This window comes from Bradyrhizobium rifense (assembly GCF_008123425.1).
In the GTDB taxonomy this organism is placed as follows: domain Bacteria; phylum Pseudomonadota; class Alphaproteobacteria; order Rhizobiales; family Xanthobacteraceae; genus Bradyrhizobium; species Bradyrhizobium rifense.
In genome coordinates, this window is sequence record NZ_VSSS01000030.1 from 56,861 (window position 1) to 76,528 (window position 19,668).

The window sequence follows — 19,668 nt, forward strand, 5'->3', positions numbered from 1 at the left end:
ACCCATGACAGCCTCACTTCGGCGCGATGCCGGCGAACTGGAGCACGCCAGCCACCACGACCACCATCGCCAGCGACAGCGGCAGGAACACCTTCCAGCCGAGGCGCATCAATTGGTCGTAGCGGTAGCGCGGCACGATCGCCTTTGCCATCGCGAACAGGAAGAACATGAAGAACACTTTGAGCGAGAACCAGATGATCCCCGGCACCCAGTTGAAGGGCGGCAGGTCGACCGGCGGCAGCCAGCCTCCGAGGAACAGGATCGTCGCCAGCGCGCACATCGTGACGATCGCGACATACTCGCCGAGCATGAACAGCAGATACGGCGTCGAGCCGTATTCGACCATGAAGCCGGCGACCAGCTCGGATTCCGCTTCGACGAGGTCGAAGGGCGGACGATTGGTTTCAGCCAGCGCCGAGACGTAGAACACCACGAACATCGGGAACAGCGGCCAGACGTACCAGTTCAGGACGGTGAGCTGCGGCAGCCCGATCAGGCTGGCGAGGCCGCGGACATGCTGGGCTTCGACCACGGCCGAGAGGTTCAGCGTGCCGGCGCAGAGCAGCACCGTGATGATGACGAAGCCGATCGAGACTTCATAGGACACCATCTGCGCCGCCGAGCGCAGCGCCGCCAGGAACGGGTACTTCGAGTTCGACGACCAGCCGGCCATGATGATGCCGTAGATCGACAGCGACGAGATCGCGAAGATGAAGAGAACGCCGACATTGATGTCGGAGATCACCCAGCCGAGATTGGTCGGGATCACCGCCCAGGCCGCGAGCGCGAGCACGCACGAGACCAAGGGAGCAAGGAGGAACACGCCCTTGTTGGCGCCGGCCGGGATGATCGGCTCCTTCAGCACGAACTTCAGCAGGTCGGCAAAGGACTGGAACAGGCCCCAGGGCCCGACCACGTTCGGACCACGGCGGATCTGCACCGCCGCCCAGATCTTGCGGTCGGCGAGCAGGATGTAGGCGATCGCGACCAAGAGGACGACGAGCACCAGCACGCTTTCCGCGATCATGATGATCAGCGGCCAGAGAAAGCCCGTCCAGAATGCGCTTGCGAAAAATTCCATCGGCTCACTCCGCTGCGGTCAGCATCTGCCCGGAGGCAAGCCGCGAGCATTCCGCCATCACGGCGGACGCACGCGCGATTGGGTTGGTCAAATAGAAGTCCTCGATCGCCGCCTTGAACGGCGCCTTCTCGGGCGAGCCGCCCTTCCCCGCCAGCTTCTTGATCTGGTCGGCAGCGCCCGCTTCGATCTGGTCGAGACGGATCAGATGCGGCACGGCCTTGAAGAGCGACTGGCGCAGCGCGGCAAGCGAGTCGTAGCCGAGCTTCTTGCCGAGCGCTTCCGAGAGCGCGCGGACGATCGCCCAGTCCTCGCGGGCTTCGCCCGGCGGGAACGCGGCGCGGCCGGTCATCTGCACGCGGCCTTCGGTGTTGACGTAGATCGCGGACTTCTCGGTGTAGGCCGCCGCCGGCAGGATCACGTCGGCGCGATGCGCGCCGCGGTCGCCATGGGTGCCGATGTAAACAACGAAGGTGCCGTCCGGCGCCTTGACCTCGTCGGCACCGAGCAGGAACAGCAGGTCGAGGGTGCCGAAGGTCGTCATCTGGGCGGCATTCAACCCGCCCTGACCGGCGACGAAACCGATGTCGAGCGCGCCGACGCGCGAAGCGCTTTCGTGCAGCACGCCGAAACCGTTCCAGCCGTCCTTCACCGCGCCGACGTCGAGCGCGAGCTTGGCAGCGCTTGCGAGAATGGCAGCTCCGTCATGACGCGAGGCTGCGCCCGCACCAACCAGGATGATCGGGTTCTTGGCGTTCTTCAGCACATCCATGAAGGAGTGCTTGCCGGCCGCAAGTTCACCGAGCGTCTCGGTGCCTGCGCCGAGGTGATCATAGTCGTAAGTGAGATCAGCCTTGGCGCCGATCACGCCGACCTTCAGGCCGCCGGCGCGCCAGCGCTTGCGGATGCGGGCGTTGAACACGGCCGCTTCCTTGCGCGGATTGGCGCCGACGATGAGCAGCGCATCGGCCTGCTCGACGCCTGCGAGCGTCGGGTTGAAAATGTAGGAGCCGCGACCGAGCGCGGGATCGAAGGCGTCGCCGCCCTGCACCGCCAGATTGGCCGAGCCGAATTTTGCCAGCAGATCCTTCACCGCGAACATCTCTTCGACGCCGGAGAGGTCGCCGGCGATGGCGCCGATGCGCTTGCCGTCGGTACGCGCCGCCTTGGAGGCGATCGCGGCGAAGGCTTCGGGCCAGCTCGCCGCGCGCAGCTTGCCGGCTTCGCGGATGTAGGGCCGGTCGAGGCGCTGGGTACGCAGGCCGTCGACAACGTGGCGGGTCTTGTCCGAGATCCACTCCTCGTTCACGGCCTCGTTGATGCGCGGCAGCACGCGCATCACCTCACGGCCGCGGGTGTCGACGCGGATCGCAGATCCCACGCCGTCCATCACGTCGATCGACTGGGTCTTGCCGAGCTCCCACGGACGCGCCGCGAAGGCATAAGGCTTCGAGGTCAGCGCGCCGACCGGGCAGATGTCGACGAGATTGCCCTGCAGCTCCGAGGTCAGCGCGTGCTGGAGATAGGTCGTGATCTCCATGTCCTCGCCGCGGCCGGTTGCACCCATCTCGGGGGCGCCGGCGACTTCCGCCGAGAAGCGGACGCAGCGCGTGCACTGGATGCAGCGGTTCATCGAGGTCTTGACCAGCGCGCCGAGATATTTGTCCTCGACCGCGCGCTTGTTCTCCGCGAAGCGGCTGGTGTCGACACCATAGCCCATCGCCTGGTCCTGCAGGTCGCACTCGCCGCCCTGATCGCAGATCGGGCAGTCCAGCGGATGGTTGATCAGAAGGAATTCCATCACGCCTTCGCGTGCCTTCTTCACCATCGGCGAACGGGTGGAGATTTCCGGCGGCTCACCCTTCGGGCCCGGACGGCAGTCGCGCACGCCCCAGGCGCAGCTCGCGACCGGCTTCGGGCCGCCCTTCACCTCGACGAGACACATCCGGCAATTGCCGGCGATCGACAACCGCTCGTGATAGCAGAAGCGCGGAATCTCGGCGCCGGCCGCCTCGCACGCCTGAAGCAGCGTGTACTCGGCCGGGACATCGATCTCTTTGCCGTCGATGATGAGCTTGGTCATGTCTCTTACTCCGCCGCGACCATGTTCACGGGATCGCGGACACCGGCATCGTCGATGTCGGCCTTGTGCGAATACTGATCGATGCGCGCTTCGATCTCGTGACGGAAATGCGCGATCAGGCCCTGGATCGGCCATGCGGCTGCGTCGCCCAGCGCGCAGATGGTGTGGCCTTCGACCTGCTTTGTCACTTCCAGCAGCATGTCGATCTCGCGCTTGTGGGCGCGGCCGTCGGCCATGCGGGTGAGCACGCGCCACATCCAGCCGGTGCCCTCGCGGCACGGCGTGCACTGGCCGCAGCTCTCATGCTTGTAGAAATAGGAGATGCGGGCGATCGAACGGATCAGATCGGTCGACTTGTCCATCACGATCACGGCCGCGGTGCCGAGACCCGAGCGCAGCTTGCTCAAGGAATCGAAATCCATCGGCGTGTCGATGATCTGCTCCGCCGGCACCATGCGCACCGAGGAGCCGCCGGGGATCACGGCCTTGAGGTTGTCCCAGCCGCCGCGGATGCCGCCGCAATGCTTCTCGATCAGCTCACGGAACGGAATGCCCATGGCTTCTTCGACGTTGCAGGGCCGCTCGACATGACCGGAGATGCAGAAGAGCTTGGTGCCGACATTGTTCGGGCGGCCGATGCCGGCGAACCAGGCGGCGCCGCGGCGCAGGATGTCCGGTGCAACCGCGATGGACTCGACGTTGTTGACGGTGGTCGGGCAACCGAACAGGCCGACATTGGCCGGGAACGGCGGCTTCAGGCGCGGCTGGCCCTTCTTGCCCTCGAGGCTTTCGAGCAGCGCGGTCTCCTCGCCGCAGATGTAAGCGCCGGCGCCGTGCGCGACGTAGATGTCGAACGGCCAGCCGTTGACGTTGTCCTTGCCGACCAGCTTGGCCTCATAGGCCTGGTCGATCGCGGCCTGGAGATGCTCGCGCTCGCGGATGAACTCGCCGCGGACATAGATGTAGCAGGCATGCGCGTTCATCGCGCAGCTCGCGATCAGGCAGCCCTCGATCAGGAGATGCGGGTCGTGCCGCATGATCTCGCGATCCTTGCAGGTGCCGGGCTCGGATTCGTCGGCGTTGACGACGAGATAGCTCGGACGACCGTCGGTGGACTCCTTCGGCATGAAGGACCACTTCAGACCGGTCGGGAAGCCGGCGCCGCCGCGGCCGCGCAGGCCCGAGGCCTTCATCTCGTTGATGATCCAGTCGCGGCCCTTGTCGATGATAGTCTTCGTACCATCCCAGGCGCCGCGGCGCCGCGCGCCCTCGAGCCCCCAATCGTGGAGGCCGTAGAGGTTCTTGAAGATGCGGTCCTTGTCCTCGAGCATGTCAGTGCTTTCCGATCAACGATTGGCTTGCTTGTAGGCAAGCCCGGCGGCGCAGACGGCGAAGGCCAGCGCCCAGAGCAGACTGGTTTCCTGCGTCGCGTTCATCACGAAGCGCTGCAGCAGGAACATGAAGGCGGCCGCGAGCGCGGCATGCATGGCGACGAAGCCCCATTTATTCACGGCTTCGCTCCCCCGGTTCGCCTGAGACGGAAGACCCATCAGGAGGTCTCCTTCAGCGTGGTCGGCCCGCCCGCCGGCGCGGAGAACTGGCGGCCGTTCTGCGGACCGGGCTTCGGCGGATTGCCCGAGGCAAAACCGTCGAGCACCTTGCCGAAGGTCTCCTTGGTCAGGTCCTCATAAGTGTCCTTACCGATCAGCACCATCGGCGCGTTCACGCAGGCACCAAGGCACTCGACCTCTTCCCAGCTGAAATTGCCGTCCTTGGAGAGATGGAAGGGATCGTGATGGATGCGGCTCTCGCAGACATGGATCAAATCTTCGGCGCCACGCAGGCGGCACGGCGTGGTGCCGCAGACCTGGACGTGGGCCTTCTTGCCGACGGGAGCGAGCTGGAACATCGTGTAGAAGGTCGCGACTTCGAGCACGCGGATATAGGGCATGTCGAGCAGGTCGGCGACGGCGCGGATCGCGGCTTCCGAGACCCAGCCCTCGTGCTGTTCCTGGACGCGCCAGAGGATGGCGATCACGGCGGAAGCTTGCCGGCCGGCCGGATATTTCGCGATCTGCTGCTTGGCGAAGGCAAGGTTCTCGTCCGTGAACGCAAAGCTCGCGGGCTGGACTTCCTTCGGTGCTAATCGGCGAACGGACATGTCTTATCTCTCACTGCATGCGGCGCGCGGATTTCGCATTCAGGGCATTGATCCTGTCCTGCCAGAATGCGCTTGCGGTGCCGAAAACGTTGTAGCCGACGTGGGTCGAGACCTTGATGCGATCCAGGATCGACAGCTCCGTCACGGTCTCCAGCCGGTTGGTGCGCGGATCGAGCACGATCAGCTTCATCGGGGTCTGTTCGAGGATGTAGCGCGACACCGCGTGGGTGCGATCGCTGCCGTGCTCCTCGCACATGATGACGCTGTCGGTCTGGAGCAGCCGGGCGCCGCCCTTGATCGCCTCGATCTCGACGCCTTCGACGTCGAGCTTGATCAGATATTTGCCAGTGCCTGCGACCTTGCCATCGTCGATGAGGTTATCCAGCGCCAGAACGGGCACGTCCTCACCGCCATCAGACGGAGCGCCGGCGATGCTGAAGGCCTCGTGCTTGGTGCCTGACAGCCGCGCGGTGCCGCGCGCCGCGCCGATCGCGCATTTCAAGGTCTCGAAGCGGTTGCCGTTGATGCGGGCGTTATTCGAGAGTTTTGGATAGTTCTGACCCGACGGCTCGATCGCGATCGACTTGTGCGAGCCGAACGGCTTGCTCGACACCAGCACCGACCAGTAGCCGTAATTGGCGCCGCAATCGAGCAGCGTGTAGTCCACGTCGATGGAGTCGGCGAACAGCAGCTCCAGCTCGTCCTCGTAGCAATAGGAGCGATTGAGCAGCTTGCTCCAGTAGCCGTCGCCATAAGGGAATTCGAACACGGCGTCCGGGTTGAGCTTGATCGCGATGTTGCGCTCGGGCAGCGTTTTCCGCAGCAAGTTCGCGCAGGCAATGTAGCCCATATGCGAGAAATGCGACGAGATCTTCGATCCCGTCACCAGCGCCAAGGCAGCCGTCCGCTCCCACAGGTTGGCCCCTTCAAGGGCCCCCGAGGCACGGTCAAACTGGATTGGCGCCTGCGCCATCACCGATCGACCTCTCCGAACACGATGTCGAGCGAGCCGAGAATGGCCGAGACGTCGGCGAGCAGATGGCCGCGGCAGATGTGGTCCATCGCCTGCAGATGCGCAAAGCCCGGCGCGCGGATCTTGCACTTGTAGGGCTTGTTGGTGCCGTCGGAGATCAGATAGACGCCGAACTCGCCCTTGGGCGCCTCGACCGCGGTGTAGACTTCGCCGGCCGGCACATGAACGCCTTCGGTGTAGAGCTTGAAGTGGTGGATGAGAGCTTCCATCGAGCGCTTCATCTCGCCACGGCGCGGCGGCGCGACCTTGTTGTCTTCGACGACGACGGGGCCCTTCCCGTCCGGAGCATTCAGCTTCTGGATGCACTGCCTCATGATGCGCACGGACTGGCGCATCTCTTCCATGCGGATCAGGTAGCGGTCGTAGCAGTCGCCGTTCTTGCCGATCGGGATGTCGAAATCCATCTCGGCGTAGCACTCATAGGGCTGCGACTTGCGCAGATCCCAGGCAGCGCCCGAGCCGCGCACCATCACGCCCGAAAAGCCCCACTCCCAGGCTTCTTTCAGCGGCACCACGCCGATGTCGACGTTGCGCTGCTTGAAGATGCGGTTGGCGGTGAGCAGGCGATCAAGGTCTTCCACGACCTTGAGGAACGGATCGCACCAGGCCTCGATGTCGTCGACCAGCTTCTGCGGCAGGTCCTGATGCACGCCGCCGACGCGGAAGAAGGCCGCATGCATACGGCTGCCCGAGGCGCGCTCGTAGAACACCATCAGCTTCTCGCGCTCTTCAAAGCCCCACAGCGGCGGGGTCAGCGCGCCGACGTCCATCGCCTGCGTGGTGACATTGAGAAGGTGAGAGAGGATCCGGCCGATCTCGCAATAGAGCACGCGGATCAACTGGCCGCGGCGCGGCACCTCGATGCCGAGCAGCTTTTCAGCGGCGAGGCAGAAGGCGTGCTCCTGGTTCATCGGCGCGACGTAGTCGAGCCGGTCGAAATACGGGATCGCCTGGAGATAGGTCTTCTGCTCGATCAGCTTTTCGGTGCCGCGGTGAAGCAGGCCGATATGCGGATCGACGCGGGCGACGACTTCGCCGTCAAGCTCCAGCACCAGACGCAGCACGCCGTGCGCGGCCGGATGCTGCGGGCCAAAGTTGATGGTGAAATTGCGAAGCTGTTCGGGTTGCTCGTTCATGATCAGGCCTTCGGTCCTGCCTTCTCGTCACCGGGAAGCGGATAGTCCGCCCCTTCCCACGGCGAGAGGAAATCGAACTTGCGGAATTCCTGGTTGAGCCGGACCGGCTCGTACACCACGCGCTTCTCCTGGTCGTCGTAGCGGACTTCGAGGAAACCGGTGGTCGGAAAGTCCTTGCGCAGCGGATGGCCCTCGAAACCGTAGTCGGTGAGGAGCCGGCGCATGTCGGGATGGCCGACGAAGAACACGCCGTAGAGGTCGTAGGCCTCGCGCTCGAACCAGTCGGCGCCGGGGAACACCTCGATCAGCGACGGCACTTGCGTTGTCTCGTCGGCCTGGGCCTTGAGCCGGATCCGGGCGTTCAGGGTCGGAGACAGGAAGTGATAGATCACGTCGAAGCGCTTCTCGCGCGCCGGATAGTCCGCAGCCGTAATGTCGGTGAAGTTGATGAAGCGGCAGTTCGGATCGTCGCGGAGGTACTTGACCACCTCGACGATCTTGCTGGCCTCGACATCAACCGTGAGCTGGTTGAAGGCCACCGAATGACCGATGGCGGCGCCCGGAAGCGCGCTCACGATCGTCTGCCCCAGGGCGTCGAGCTTGGCGTCGTCCATGACGTAAAACCTTAGCGTTCGATGGTGCCGGTGCGGCGGATCTTCTTCTGCAGCAGCAGCACGCCGTAGAGCAGCGCTTCCGCCGTGGGCGGGCAGCCCGGCACGTAGATGTCGATCGGCACGATGCGGTCGCAGCCGCGTACGACCGAGTAGGAATAGTGATAATAGCCACCACCATTGGCGCAGGAGCCCATCGAGATGACGTAGCGCGGCTCGGGCATCTGGTCGTAGACCTTGCGCAAAGCCGGCGCCATCTTGTTGGTCAGCGTGCCCGCGACGATCATCACGTCGGACTGGCGCGGCGAGGCACGCGGCGCGAAGCCGAAACGCTCGACGTCGTAGCGCGGCATCGACACCTGCATCATCTCGACCGCGCAGCAGGCGAGACCGAAGGTCATCCACATCAGCGAGCCGGTACGGGCCCAGGTGATGAGGTCGTCGGTCGCGGCCACGAAGAAGCCCTTGTCGGACAGCTCGTGGTTGACCTCGAGGAAGAACTGATCATTGGCCCCGACCGGCTTGCCGGTCGACGGATCCAAAATGCCCTTGGGGGCCGGCGCGATCGCCGGGCCAGCGGACGGCACAGGGTTCAATCCCATTCGAGTGCGCCTTTCTTCCATTCGTAGGCGAAGCCCACCGTCAGCACGGCCAGGAACACCATCATGGACCAGAAGCCGGTCGCGCCAAGCTTGCCGAACGCAACCGCCCAGGGAAACAGGAACGCTACTTCGAGGTCGAAGATGATGAAGAGGATGGCGACCAGATAGAAGCGGACGTCGAACTTCATGCGGGCGTCGTCGAAGGCGTTGAAGCCGCACTCATACGCCGACAGCTTTTCCGGGTCAGGCTGCTGGAACGCCACGATGAAGGGCGCGATCAGCAGCACCAGGCCGATGAGGGCTGCCACCCCTATGAAGACGACGAGTGGAAGATAGTTCTGTAGAATGCCGCTCATTGACGAGCCTCTTTTCCCGCAGCCTCGGGACAGCCACGGATTCGTCCGATTTGGAATTATTCTGAGCCTTAGCGCAGTGCACCAATGGGCGCAAGACACGCTCTTTTCAGGCCCTTTGCTGCTCCCAGACCGGTGGAAATCCCGGAATCACCCCGCGGCTGGTATGGAGCAGATCGCCGAACCCGACAAGGGCGGCCATAGTTTTGCATGGTAGCAGGTCTGAGATTGCGGCGCACGGGCCGAGACGGCTAGTTGCCGCGCGTCGCCCGCGAAAATCGCACGTTTTTCTTGGTGCGGCGGCGCACCCAAACCCAGCTGACGACCGGCACGGGGGCTCCGACTGTCACCCAGGCGACATACTGGCCCACCGTTCCCCACAGCAACGCAGCCAGCAGGCCAATGATTGTCGCCGCGGCGAGTAGCATAGGTGCAGCAAAGACACGTATCCACAGGTGCGCGCGGTCAGAGGAGCCATGCATCACGACGGGACCGGGGCTCGTCTGGCGAATGCGTCGGCTTTGGCAGGCGCGCGCTTGCCCCGCCGCGCCACCCAGAGATAGAGGCCGCTGCCGATCACAACGATGGTGAGCCCGTCGAGCGCGGCCCAGATCACCTTCAGCGGCATCCCACCATAATCGCCGAAATGCAGCGGCTGCGAGATCAGCAGCGCCTGGAGATAGAGCGGCAGCGCGCGGGCATCGGCCACCTCCCCGGTTTCACCGTCGAGCAGCACAGGCTTCAGCAGCCGCGATGTCAGGACCGTGTCGCCGCGCATAAAAGCGGCGAAATGGTGCGAGGACGTGAACGGCGTGCCCGGGAACGCAATAAAGGCGACCTCCATGCCGGGAGCCGCCTGCATGGCGCGCACGACGACGTTGTCGAGCGAGGCGAGATGCACGGGCGGCGGCTTGCCGGCATAGGGCGCGACCATGCTGGCGAGCTCGGTCGCCTTCCACTGGTTGAGCATCAGCTCGGCCCAGGTGTTGACGACGCCGGTCAGGCCCACAACCAGCGCCCAGGCCACCGTCACCACGCCGATCAGATTGTGCCAGTCGAGCCAGCGGACGCGGCGCGCGGCACTGTCACGGATGGTGGCAAAGCGCAGGCGGCGGGTGAACGGCCAGTACAGCACCACGCCGGAGACGATGGCGACCACAAACAGCAGCCCCATCGCGCCGAGGAACAGCTTTCCGGCTTGGCCAGCGAACATGTCGGTGTGCAGCTTGAGCACGATCAGCATCGGCCCGACGCCGACCGGCCCGAGCAGCTTGGCCGAAACGGCGTCGAAGGCACGCACGGTCGCGTTGTCGGGCGCACCGTCAGGGGCGCCGTTGGTGAAGGCCATCACCAGCCCTGGCTCGTCCTTGTCCCAGGACACATATTGCAGGACGCGGCCGGGATCGGCGGCGAGCGCGGCGTCGGCGACGACTTGGGGCGTCGCGCGCGCCGCGCTCGCATGAGCTTCGGGCTGGGGGGCGTAGCCCAGGAGCTCATCGATCTCGTGATGGAAGATCAGCGGCAGGCCGGTCAGACAGAGCAACAACAGGAACAAGGTCGAGATCAGGCTGGTCCAGGTGTGGACCACGGACCAGATCCTGACCGTGCGCGCCTTCACGAAACCCTCCCCTCGCCGAGCCTTACCATTTGCCTCACCATTTGTAGGAGACGCTGGCGGTGACGCGGCGACGGTCGCCGTAGAAGCAGGACGAGGCCGAGGCGCAGCTTGCGACGTAGATCTTGTCGGTCAAATTGATCACGTTGATGGCCGTGCGCCAGTTCTGCCATTCGTAGTGGACCGCGAGATCGCCGAGCACGACCGCGGGAACCTCCAGCGTGTTGGCGGTGTCGGCCCAGGACGAGCCGACATAACGCACGCCGCCACCGAAACCAAATCCCTCCAGCGGTCCGTCCTTGAAGGTGTAGTCCGCCCAGCCCGAGATCAGCATCTCCGGCGTGTTGGTCGGGGTCTTGCCGACGAGGGACTGATCGAGATCCTTGCTGGTGAACAGATGATAGGCGGTGAAGGCGCCGATCAGCTTCAGCTCCTTGGTGGCGTTGGCGACCGCCTCGAGCTCGATGCCGCGCGAGGTCACCTCGCCGGTCTGGTTCTGCAACAGCACATTCGACGGATCGGTGGTCGCTACGTTCTGGCGCTTCAGGTCGAACACCGAAGCGGTGAAATAGCCGTCAAATCCCTTGGGCGCGACCTTGACGCCGATCTCGGCCTGCTTGCCGGTCTCCGGCAGGAACAGCTGGTTCTGCGCGTTGAGGCCGATGATCGGATTGTAGCTCGTTGCATAGGAAATATAGGGCGCAATGCCATTGTCGAAATTGTAGATCAGCCCGGCGCGCCCGCTGAACCTGCTGTCGTCGCGCTGGCCGACAGTGGCACCGGTGTCACGGGCGACCTGTGACGTCTCGACCCAGTCATTGCGGCCGCTCAAGACCAGCGTGAAGTTGCCGAGCTTCATCTGGTCCTGGACGTAGGTGCCGGCCTGTTTCTGCGTGATCTGGAAGTTGCGGAACGGCGCGCCCGTGAGCGGAATGTCGAGACCATAGGCGGGATTGAAGACGTTGATGGACGGCACGGTGCCGAAGTTGAACGCCTGGTAATCGTCGATCTGATAGCCCTTCAGATCGACCCCGAACAGCATCGTGTGCTTCACCGGACCGGTGTTGAAGCGGTATTCAAGCTGGTTGTCGAGATTGGCCTGGTTGGCGGTGTTCTTCGCATACCAATTGTAACGGCCCATCGTGGCCATGTTGATATTGTCCCAGCCATTGCCGATGAAGCCGCGATAGGTCAGGTCGATATGCGCGAACCGCGCGTTCTGCCGGAACGTGAGGTCGTCGGTGAGATTGCGTTCGAATTGATAGCCGAGCATCTCCTGCTCGCGCGTGAACTTGTCGACGTTGGGATCGCCGGCGAAGAAGCTGGTCGGGATCTTGCCGAACGGCGCGCTGGTCACCGTGCCCTGATAGGGCAGGAAGTTGATGCCGCGGGTGTCCTGCTTCGAGGCCGAGGCCAGCACCGTGAACGTTGTGTCGGCGTCCGGCTTCCAGGTGAAGGACGGCGCGATGAAATAATTGTTGTCGGGCGTGAAGTTGACCTGCGTGCCGCCGTTCTGGACCTGGCCGACGACGCGGTAGAACAGCTTGCCGTCCTGCTTGCCATCCTGGGGCTGCGTCGCGACGGGACCGCCGACATCGAACCCGACATATGCATTGCCGAAATTGTTGACGCCGGTCTCGATGTAGCGGACCGGCTCGGTCGGCGGCATCTTGCTGATGACGTTGACGATGCCGCTCGGGCTCGATCCGCCATAGAGCACGGCCGACGGACCGCGCAGCACCTCGACGCGCTCCATGTTGGAGGGCTGCAGCTTCCAGCTCGCATAGGACGTGTAGAACAGCTGCATGCCGTCGAGGAACAGCCCGACGTCGTCGGACTTGAAGCCGCGGATCAGCCACCAGTCGTTGCGGGTGTCGGCGCCAAAGGTGCCGGCGCGCACGCCAGCAGTGTAGCGCAGGACTTCGTCGAGCTTGTTCGGCTTCTGGTCGCGGATCTGGTCGGCACCGATCACCGACACCGCCTGCGGCGTCTCCATGATCGGCGTGTTGGTCTTGGTGCCGGACGAGCTGCGCCTGGCGACGTAGCCCTGCACCGGGCCGCGCGGCGTCTCGACAATTCCGACGTTACGCTGCGGCTGAGGTTTCCGGCTGTCGGCCGTTTGCACCGGGCCGTGCGTCCGGCGTGGTGCGCGGACGGCGGCGCGGCGGCGCTGCTCCGGTGCAGCCACATTCACCGGCGGCAAGCTCTGCGCGCCGCCCTGCGGCGAAGATTGTGCAAACGATGTTTGCGGTAACAAAACGCAAGCCGACGCAGTCGCCAACACGGCCGACCGCAGCATTCCAAGACTGTTCAACGCGCCACCCCAATGTGCATCTGATGCGTCACGCCGTTGTTTCCCCAACGGCATGCATTTCAGGCGACGCTTATGTGAGAGAGCGCGGTTCCCCTAATTGAAAGGCTCTTAGAACACCTCTTAGAGAAGCTCTTAGAAGCACTCGAATATTTCCGGAGATTGCTGCGCGATCAGCGCGAAACCTTCTCGGCTTCGAGCATCGCTTCCGCGGTTGCGGTGAGACGATCGATCTGCGCGAGCAACGTCTCCAACTCGTCGTTGCTCAATTGCTCGAGCAGCATCCGGTTGCGTTCCTGCGCGCCTTCGACGATCGCATCATGTGCGGTGAGACCCGCAGGCGTCAGCGACACCAGCACCTCGCGGCTGTCTTTCGGATTCGCCGACTTCGCGATCAGCTTGCGCGAGACCAGCTCGGCCAGCGCTCGACTGATCTGGCCCTTGTCCTGACCAACGGCTTCGGCGAGCCGCGCCACGCTCATCGGCGGCCGCCGGCCGAGCGAGGCGACCAGACCGAACTCGACCGAGGATAGTCCTGCGAGGCGCTTGTAGCGCAGGATGGCACCGCGCTTGAGCAGGTTGGCCAGCACCATCAGCCGTGATGACAGCATCACGGTGATCGGCGCCGGCGAGTGATTGTCGTCCGTCTCGGACGATTGGCGCCCGTCCGTGCTCGATGTCTGGCTCATGGTCCACATCTGCCAAGAAAGCCAAGACGTGCCAAGCCTTGGTAGCGCAACCTCCCCAGCCGTATCCAAATGCAATTAAGGGGCATTCAGGAGGATCGTTGACATTGTCATCGAATTATCTTTCACTGAGTCAACACAAGGCGACCCGGCCATCAAGGCCAGCGGCGGGAGGAACAGGCATGACGATCACCCGGCGGGATCGCGATCTCGGCACGGCTTATGCCATGAAGCCGGCGCATACGCGCACCGAGCTCACCTCGGTCGTGCGCGGCACGCCGATGGGCGAATTGCTCCGCCGCTACTGGCACCCGGTCGGGCTGATCAGCGACGCCACCGACACGCCGAAGAAGGTGCGCGCGCTCGGCGAGGACCTCATCCTGTTTCGCGACAAGCACGGTCGCGTCGGCCTCCTCCACGCCCGCTGCTGCCACCGCGGCACCACGCTCTATTATGGCAAGGTCGAAGAGGACGGCATCCGCTGCTGCTATCACGGCTGGAAATTCGACACCGAGGGCCATTGCCTGGAGCAGCCCTGCGAGCCCGACGGCGGCCAGTTCAAGGACAAGGTGCGCCAGCCCTGGTATCCGGTCGAGGAGCGCTACGGGCTGGTCTTTGCCTATATGGGCCCGGCCGAGAAACGTCCGGTGCTGCCGGGCTACGAGTGCCTCGAAAACATGGACGACGGTGAGTTCGTCGAGGCCGACGATTCCTCGATCGGCGGTGGCGGGCCTGCGGTCATCCCCTGCAACTGGCTGCAGCATTTCGAGAACGTGGTCGATCCCTACCACGTGCCGGTGCTGCACGGCTCGTTCTCAGGGCCGCAATTCACCAACATGATGGCTTCGATGCCGGAGGTGAATTTCGACAAGACACCGCGCGGCATCGCCGTGCGCTCGATCCGCAAGCAGGACGACGGCAAGGTATTTTACCGCGTCACCGAAGCCGCCCTCCCCACCTTGCGCGTCGTTCCGAACCCGCGCGTGGCGCAATTTGCCCGGGTGGAGTCGATCGGCTGGACGCTGCCGATCGATGACACCTCGTTCCGCATCTACGTCGCCGGCCGCGTCAAGAATTCCGGCGACATCGGCCGCATGCGCTCGAAGTTCAACGGAAAATTCTGGTGGGACATGACGGAGCAAGAGCACCAGCAATTCCCCGGCGATTACGAGGCCCAGGTCGGCCAGGGCCCGGTGACGGTGCATTCCGAGGAGCATTTCGGCCAGAGCGATCGCGGCATCCTGATGATCCGGCGCATGCTGGGCGACCAGCTCGAAGCGATGGAAGCGGGCCGCGACCCCGTCGGTGTCTCATTCGACGCAAGCGCGCCGCTGGTCGAGTTCGAAGCGGGGAACTACATTCGCGAAGGGTAGAGCCCGTCCGATACGATCGGACGAGGCTCTGTTTTTTGTTTGACGCGTTTCCTTCACGCGAACCGGTAGCCACTTCGCTCGAAAACGCTCTCACGCAACCAGCTCCAATAAGGGCTGGACCCATAAAGACAACAAAGACAAATTGGGGGAAGCGATGGTCGATGTGACATCACAGGTGCCGGTGCAAACGGCCGCCGCGGCAACACCGTCGCCGCGGCGCTATTACGTGCTGGGCCTGCTCACCATCATCTACGCGCTGAACTTCCTCGACCGCACGATCTTCAACGTCCTGATCGAGCCGATCAAGAAGGAGTTTTCGCTAAGCGACACCATGATGGGCCTGCTCGCGGGCTTCGGCTTCGCGCTGTTCTATTCCCTGCTCGGCATTCCCATCGCGCGCGTCGCCGACCGGCTCAACCGCCGCAACATCGTGGCGCTGGCGTTTGCGTTCTGGAGCGCGATGACGGCGCTGTGCGGCATGGCCTCGAGCGTCACCGCGCTGGCCTTCGCCAGGATCGGCGTCGGCATCGGCGAATCCGCCGGCTCACCCGCCTCGCAGTCGATCGTCGCCGATCTCTTCGCCAAGAACGAGCGCCCGCGCGCGCTCGGCATCTACGCCATCGGCACCTATCTCGGCGTCTTCCTCGGCTATTTCGTCGGCGGCTACGTCAATCAGCACTATGGCTGGCGGATGGCCTTCTATGTCGCGGGCGTGCCGGGCATCCTGCTGGCGCTAATCCTGTGGCTGACGATCTCGGAGCCGAAGCGCGGCGCGATGCAGGAAAGCTTCGTGCCCGAGCCGCTCGGGCCGACGCTGCGCTTCCTGGCGTCGCAGCAGAGCTTCATCATCGTGCTGATCGGCTTCTGCCTCACCACCTACACGAACTACGCGACGGCGGCCTGGATCCCGCCGTTCCTGGCGCGCGTGCACCACCTGTCGAGCGCCGAGATCGGAACCTATGCCGGCACCTTCAAGGGGCTCGCCGGCATGGCCGGCACCCTGCTCGGCGGCTTTGTCGTGGCGCAAGTGAGCCGCCGCGACGACCGCTGGAAGCTATGGGCGCCGGCGATCACCTCAGGCCTCGCCGGCCCCGTCTTTGCGCTGTGCATGCTGACACAGGATTTTTCGATGATGGTCGCGATGCTGGCGCTGACCTCGTTCCTGGTCGGCTTCCATCTCGGACCGATCTTTGCGATCGCGCAGACGGTGGCGAAGCCCAGCATGCGTGCGCTCGCCTCCGCGCTGATCGCGCTCACCGCAACCTGCTTCGGCCAGGGCGTCGGCCCGCTCGCGGTCGGCGTGGTCAACGACGCGTTGAAGGGCAGCTACGGGGCCGACGCCGTGCGCTATTCGCTGCTCTCGGCAGCGGTCACGACCACGCTCGGCGCCCTGCTGTTCGTCTGGGCGGCGCGGACCATCCGCGCCGACATCAAGCGGGCGAGCTGAGCCCTCTCAAGCGCTCATGAAGGCGAGCATGTCTGCCATCAGGCGCTCGCTGTGCGTCAGCGGCAGCGGATGCGGCGCGCCCTCGTAGACGATCAGCTTGCTGCCCTTGATCAGCTTTGCGGTCTTGGCACCCGTCAATGGCAGTGGCGCGCTGGCGTCCTTGTCGCCATGGAGGATCAGCGTCGGCCGATCGATCCTGGCGGCAGCCGCGCGCAGATCGGAGAACGCGGTGGTCTTGCGGCACGCGAGCGCCACCGGCAGCGGCACGCTCAGCATCATCTCGCGGATCCAGGTTCGCGTGATCTCGGGCGTGTCAGGCGTGAAGAACGGCGCTTCGTTCGCCGCGATCCACTTTGCGAAGTCGCGTGCGACGGCCGCATTGTCAGCCTCGATCATCGCCTTCGGAACCGCATCAGGATTGTCCTCGGTCTTGACCAGGAAGGGCGTCGTCGGCGCGACCAGCACCAGCCGCGCGATCCGGTCCGATCCGTATCGGCCGAGATAGTTCACCGCCTCAGCCGTTCCCATCGAGAAGCCAACCAGCGTGACGTCGCGCAGGTCGCGCGCCTCGATCACGGCGGCGACGTCGTCGGTCAGCGTGTCCAAATCGTAGCCCGAAGACGGCATCTCGGACCGGCCATGCCCGCGCCTGTCGGGCGCGACACAGCGGAAGCCTTTTGCGTCGAGGGCTGCAATCTGGCTGCCCCAGCTGCTGGCGTCGAAGGTCCAGGCCGACAGCAGCACCACCGGCTGCCCGCTGCCCCAGTCCTGCACGAACAGCTTTGTGCCGTCCTTCGCGGTCACATAGGGGGATCGCGCAGTCTGCTGGGCTGCGGTCACTGGCGCGCTCCCACCCGATGCCGCAGCAAGGGCGGTTCCAAGCAACGTGGCTTCGAGGATTGTTCGACGGTTCATGGTGCTTCTCCCTTGCCGGATCGCTCGGCCCATCGGTCGCGGCCGGTGGAAACGATCATGGCGAAGGGAATTCGCCCCCGCGATTACGCGGCAGGTAAAACCACGCGAGCCCCCCTGAAATGGCCGGATGAAACCATTTTGCGGAACCCGCGAAACGATCCGGAAACAGATGCTCCTTAAGACATCAGCCTACAGACGGCGCCAAAGCCCGTCGGGAGGCTTCGATGAACCACTCAATTCACTCTGCAGATCGGGGTACCCACCTGAAGATCGTGGTGGTGGCGCTGGTGGCCGGCATCGCAGTGGCCGCCTTCGGGATCGCAGCCCGCACCAACGCCGATTACAGCCAGACCGCCCAGTCCACTCACGTGATCAAGGCCGGCAAGCCGGTGGCGATCACGAGCTCGGGCACCTCGACGGTCCGCTAATTGCGGGAAAAAGGTCCGGTTTGACATGCAATGGCCGCCCTGGGGCGGCCTTTTGCTTTTGGCCAATCTCTGAAGGGTTCAGGCCAAGCTGTTGAATCACCGAGCCTGTGCCGCGCAATACTCCCGCCAGCTCCCTCCGGAATCGTGACCGGGTCCGCAAAGATATAATCTATGGTCTTCAGACCCGTGCCGGTCGGCGCGCCCCAGGCCGACACCTGGATCGGCGCGGGCTTGCGCGAGAACATCCCGAGGCGCGTGCCGCCGGAGTGACCGGAGAGATCGACCAGGATGTCGATCCCGTCTTCCTCGATGCGGTCCGTCAATTGTTCGTCGGACAGCGATTCCGCATCGACCCAGTGATCCGCGAACGAGCGGAACTCGTCGGTCATCTCGTCCTGAAGCGGCGATGACGAATAGCAGACGATCTCGAAATTGGCGTGATCGCTATGGCGCAGCACCGGCATGAAGATGTAGCCGGCCGAGTGCCGCCTGAAATCGGCCGACACGTAACCCACCACCAGGCGCCTGTCGGGATCGAGCTCCCGCGGCCGAAGCGGTCGTTGCGGAATCCTGGCGCCGATATTGTCCCACCAATATTTGCGCGCGGCCTGCAACATCGCGAAATCTGCGCCGGGCAGGAAGTCGAGCGCGAAGATCCTCCTTTCGATCGCATCCTCGAAGTCGGGTTTGAGCGCCAGCGCCCGATCGAAATGTTCGAGCGCGGCCGCGATCTCGCCTTGGCTGACAAAGCACGATCCCATCAGGCTGAGCGCGTTTTCCGACTTGGAATTCTGCTCAAGCAGCGTCTTGCAGGCCGCCATCGCCTGAGTCGGCTTGTTCAGCAGAAGGCTGACGCGCGCCTTTTCGCGCAGCGCCAGTTCGAGCGTCGGATCGAGCGCGAGCGCCGCCTCGACGTCGCGCTCGGCCTGTTCGAGCCGCAGCAGCCGGAGATGGAGTCGCCCGCGATGGGCCAGGACCTTGGCGTTGCCCGGCTTCATCGCCAAGGCCGTGTTCAGGGCGGTCTCCGTAGCGGCGTAGTTGCGCAGCTCCAGCAGGGCCATGCCGCGGCCGGCCAGCGCCTCCTGATGCTTCGGCTGAAATGCCAGCGCGCGCTCGAAGCTTTGCAAGGCTTGCTCGGAGTGCCAGATCCGCAGCTCGACCTTGCCGCGATTGCAATAGGCGTCGGCATAGTCGGGCTTCAACCGGATGGCGCGCTCGTGCAGTTCGAGCGCCTCCAGCGGCCGCCCCAGATGCATCAGCGTATTGCCGAGATTGGTCAGGGCCATCGGGAAGTTCGGATTGAGGGCGATCCCCTTCTCCTGACAGGCCCGCGCGTCCTCAAACCGCTTGAGGTCGAACAGCACCGTGCCGAGGTCGCAATAGACATTGGCCGCGCGCGGGCTGACGGCGATCGCGGCACGCAGGACCTGCTCAGCCTCCTCGAGCCGCTTCGGGTCGCTGCTGAGACTGACCCCGAGCAGATGCAGCGTGTCGAAATGATCGGGCAGCACCTCCAGGATCCGCCGGCACAGCGTCTCGACGTCGGCGAGCCGCCCGTTGGCGTAGGCCTAGTGGGCTGCCGCCAGCACGGCTTCCGCATCTTTCTTGAATTTCTTCTGGAGCCTTGCGTTCTGGAAGGCGCGCGAGCCGACGGTCAAGCCAATTGTCCCCGGAAATTGCCTGTGGAGCTTGTAACACCATTGATTGATTCGGCGCCCGGAGGCAGCCGTCCGGGCCGTAGCGATACGGTCCCGCCCCGCGCCAACAGACGTTTGCTCCCCGTGAGCGCAACGTCCTTGACTTCACCATGTCCCCCCTTTAAGTCCCCCCTCGTTC

18 protein-coding genes are annotated in these 19,668 nt (G+C 64.3%); 3 read left to right on the plus strand and 15 right to left on the minus strand.

From position 1 onward, the window contains the following. Positions 1-13 precede the first annotated feature (13 nt). The 13 genes from nuoH to FXB40_RS18980 all read right to left on the minus strand — a co-directional run bounded on the left by nuoH (position 14) and on the right by FXB40_RS18980 (position 13,672). Positions 14-1,081, minus strand: coding sequence for an NADH-quinone oxidoreductase subunit NuoH (gene nuoH, locus FXB40_RS18920; RefSeq protein WP_148773700.1), 1,068 nt, complete (start codon positions 1,079-1,081; stop codon positions 14-16). Positions 1,082-1,085: 4 nt separating this feature from the next. Further along, complete coding sequence (nuoG, locus tag FXB40_RS18925) at positions 1,086-3,161, minus strand: NADH-quinone oxidoreductase subunit NuoG (protein WP_148773701.1); 2,076 nt, start codon at positions 3,159-3,161, stop codon at positions 1,086-1,088. A gap of 5 nt (positions 3,162-3,166) precedes the next feature. Beyond that, entirely contained in the window at positions 3,167-4,492 is a 1,326-nt protein-coding gene (gene nuoF, locus FXB40_RS18930; RefSeq protein WP_148773702.1) for an NADH-quinone oxidoreductase subunit NuoF, read from the minus strand. Between the two features lie 15 nt (positions 4,493-4,507). Then, positions 4,508-4,711, minus strand: a complete 204-nt coding sequence (locus tag FXB40_RS18935; protein ID WP_148773703.1) for a hypothetical protein — start codon at positions 4,709-4,711, stop codon at positions 4,508-4,510. Beyond that, positions 4,711-5,322, minus strand: a complete 612-nt coding sequence (gene nuoE, locus FXB40_RS18940) for an NADH-quinone oxidoreductase subunit NuoE (RefSeq protein ID WP_027529885.1) — start codon at positions 5,320-5,322, stop codon at positions 4,711-4,713. The genes FXB40_RS18935 and nuoE overlap by 1 nt, the downstream gene beginning before the upstream one ends. A 10-nt stretch (positions 5,323-5,332) precedes the next feature. After that, positions 5,333-6,295, minus strand: coding sequence for an FkbM family methyltransferase (locus tag FXB40_RS18945; RefSeq protein WP_187436976.1), 963 nt, complete (start codon positions 6,293-6,295; stop codon positions 5,333-5,335). Beyond that, complete coding sequence (locus FXB40_RS18950; protein WP_148773705.1) at positions 6,295-7,491, minus strand: NADH-quinone oxidoreductase subunit D; 1,197 nt, start codon at positions 7,489-7,491, stop codon at positions 6,295-6,297. The genes FXB40_RS18945 and FXB40_RS18950 overlap by 1 nt, the downstream gene beginning before the upstream one ends. Before the next feature lie 2 nt (positions 7,492-7,493). Then, on the minus strand, positions 7,494-8,105 hold the full coding sequence (locus FXB40_RS18955) for an NADH-quinone oxidoreductase subunit C (RefSeq protein WP_148773706.1): 612 nt from the start codon (positions 8,103-8,105) through the stop codon (positions 7,494-7,496). Between the two features lie 11 nt (positions 8,106-8,116). Continuing rightward, the gene (locus FXB40_RS18960) at positions 8,117-8,698 is read right to left on the minus strand and encodes a NuoB/complex I 20 kDa subunit family protein (protein ID WP_187437003.1); all 582 of its coding nucleotides are present in this window, start codon (positions 8,696-8,698) and stop codon (positions 8,117-8,119) included. Next, positions 8,695-9,060, minus strand: a complete 366-nt coding sequence (locus FXB40_RS18965) for an NADH-quinone oxidoreductase subunit A (RefSeq protein WP_148773708.1) — start codon at positions 9,058-9,060, stop codon at positions 8,695-8,697. Before FXB40_RS18965 ends, FXB40_RS18960 begins: the two co-directional genes overlap by 4 nt. A 478-nt stretch (positions 9,061-9,538) precedes the next feature. Further along, positions 9,539-10,675: a PepSY-associated TM helix domain-containing protein gene (locus tag FXB40_RS18970; protein WP_148773709.1), complete on the minus strand. Its 1,137-nt coding sequence runs from the start codon at positions 10,673-10,675 to the stop codon at positions 9,539-9,541. Positions 10,676-10,709: 34 nt separating this feature from the next. Next, positions 10,710-12,971, minus strand: coding sequence for a TonB-dependent siderophore receptor (locus FXB40_RS18975; RefSeq protein ID WP_187437004.1), 2,262 nt, complete (start codon positions 12,969-12,971; stop codon positions 10,710-10,712). A gap of 185 nt (positions 12,972-13,156) precedes the next feature. Next, a complete protein-coding gene (locus tag FXB40_RS18980; protein ID WP_148773711.1) occupies positions 13,157-13,672 on the minus strand; it encodes a MarR family winged helix-turn-helix transcriptional regulator in 516 nt (171 codons plus the stop codon). A 179-nt stretch (positions 13,673-13,851) separates the two neighbouring features. Here FXB40_RS18980 and FXB40_RS18985 point away from each other — a divergent pair, with 179 nt between their 5' ends. Both FXB40_RS18985 and FXB40_RS18990 read left to right on the plus strand, forming a co-directional pair. After that, positions 13,852-15,042: an aromatic ring-hydroxylating dioxygenase subunit alpha gene (locus tag FXB40_RS18985; protein WP_148773712.1), complete on the plus strand. Its 1,191-nt coding sequence runs from the start codon at positions 13,852-13,854 to the stop codon at positions 15,040-15,042. A 154-nt stretch (positions 15,043-15,196) separates the two neighbouring features. Then, the gene (locus FXB40_RS18990; RefSeq protein ID WP_148773713.1) at positions 15,197-16,489 is read left to right on the plus strand and encodes a spinster family MFS transporter; all 1,293 of its coding nucleotides are present in this window, start codon (positions 15,197-15,199) and stop codon (positions 16,487-16,489) included. A 6-nt stretch (positions 16,490-16,495) separates the two neighbouring features. Here the strand turns inward: FXB40_RS18990 and FXB40_RS18995 are convergent, their stop codons facing one another. Next, a complete protein-coding gene (locus FXB40_RS18995) occupies positions 16,496-17,404 on the minus strand; it encodes an alpha/beta fold hydrolase (protein WP_246207713.1) in 909 nt (302 codons plus the stop codon). Between the two features lie 224 nt (positions 17,405-17,628). Between FXB40_RS18995 and FXB40_RS19000 the strand changes: the two genes are divergently transcribed. After that, positions 17,629-17,832 carry a hypothetical protein gene (locus FXB40_RS19000; protein WP_148773714.1) on the plus strand — a complete coding sequence of 68 codons (204 nt, stop codon included), beginning with the start codon at positions 17,629-17,631 and terminating at the stop codon, positions 17,830-17,832. Here FXB40_RS19000 and FXB40_RS19005 read toward each other — a convergent pair. Beyond that, a complete protein-coding gene (locus FXB40_RS19005) occupies positions 17,829-19,343 on the minus strand; it encodes an O-linked N-acetylglucosamine transferase, SPINDLY family protein (protein ID WP_148773715.1) in 1,515 nt (504 codons plus the stop codon). The genes FXB40_RS19000 and FXB40_RS19005 overlap by 4 nt on opposite strands. Between the last annotated feature and the right edge of the window lie 325 nt (positions 19,344-19,668).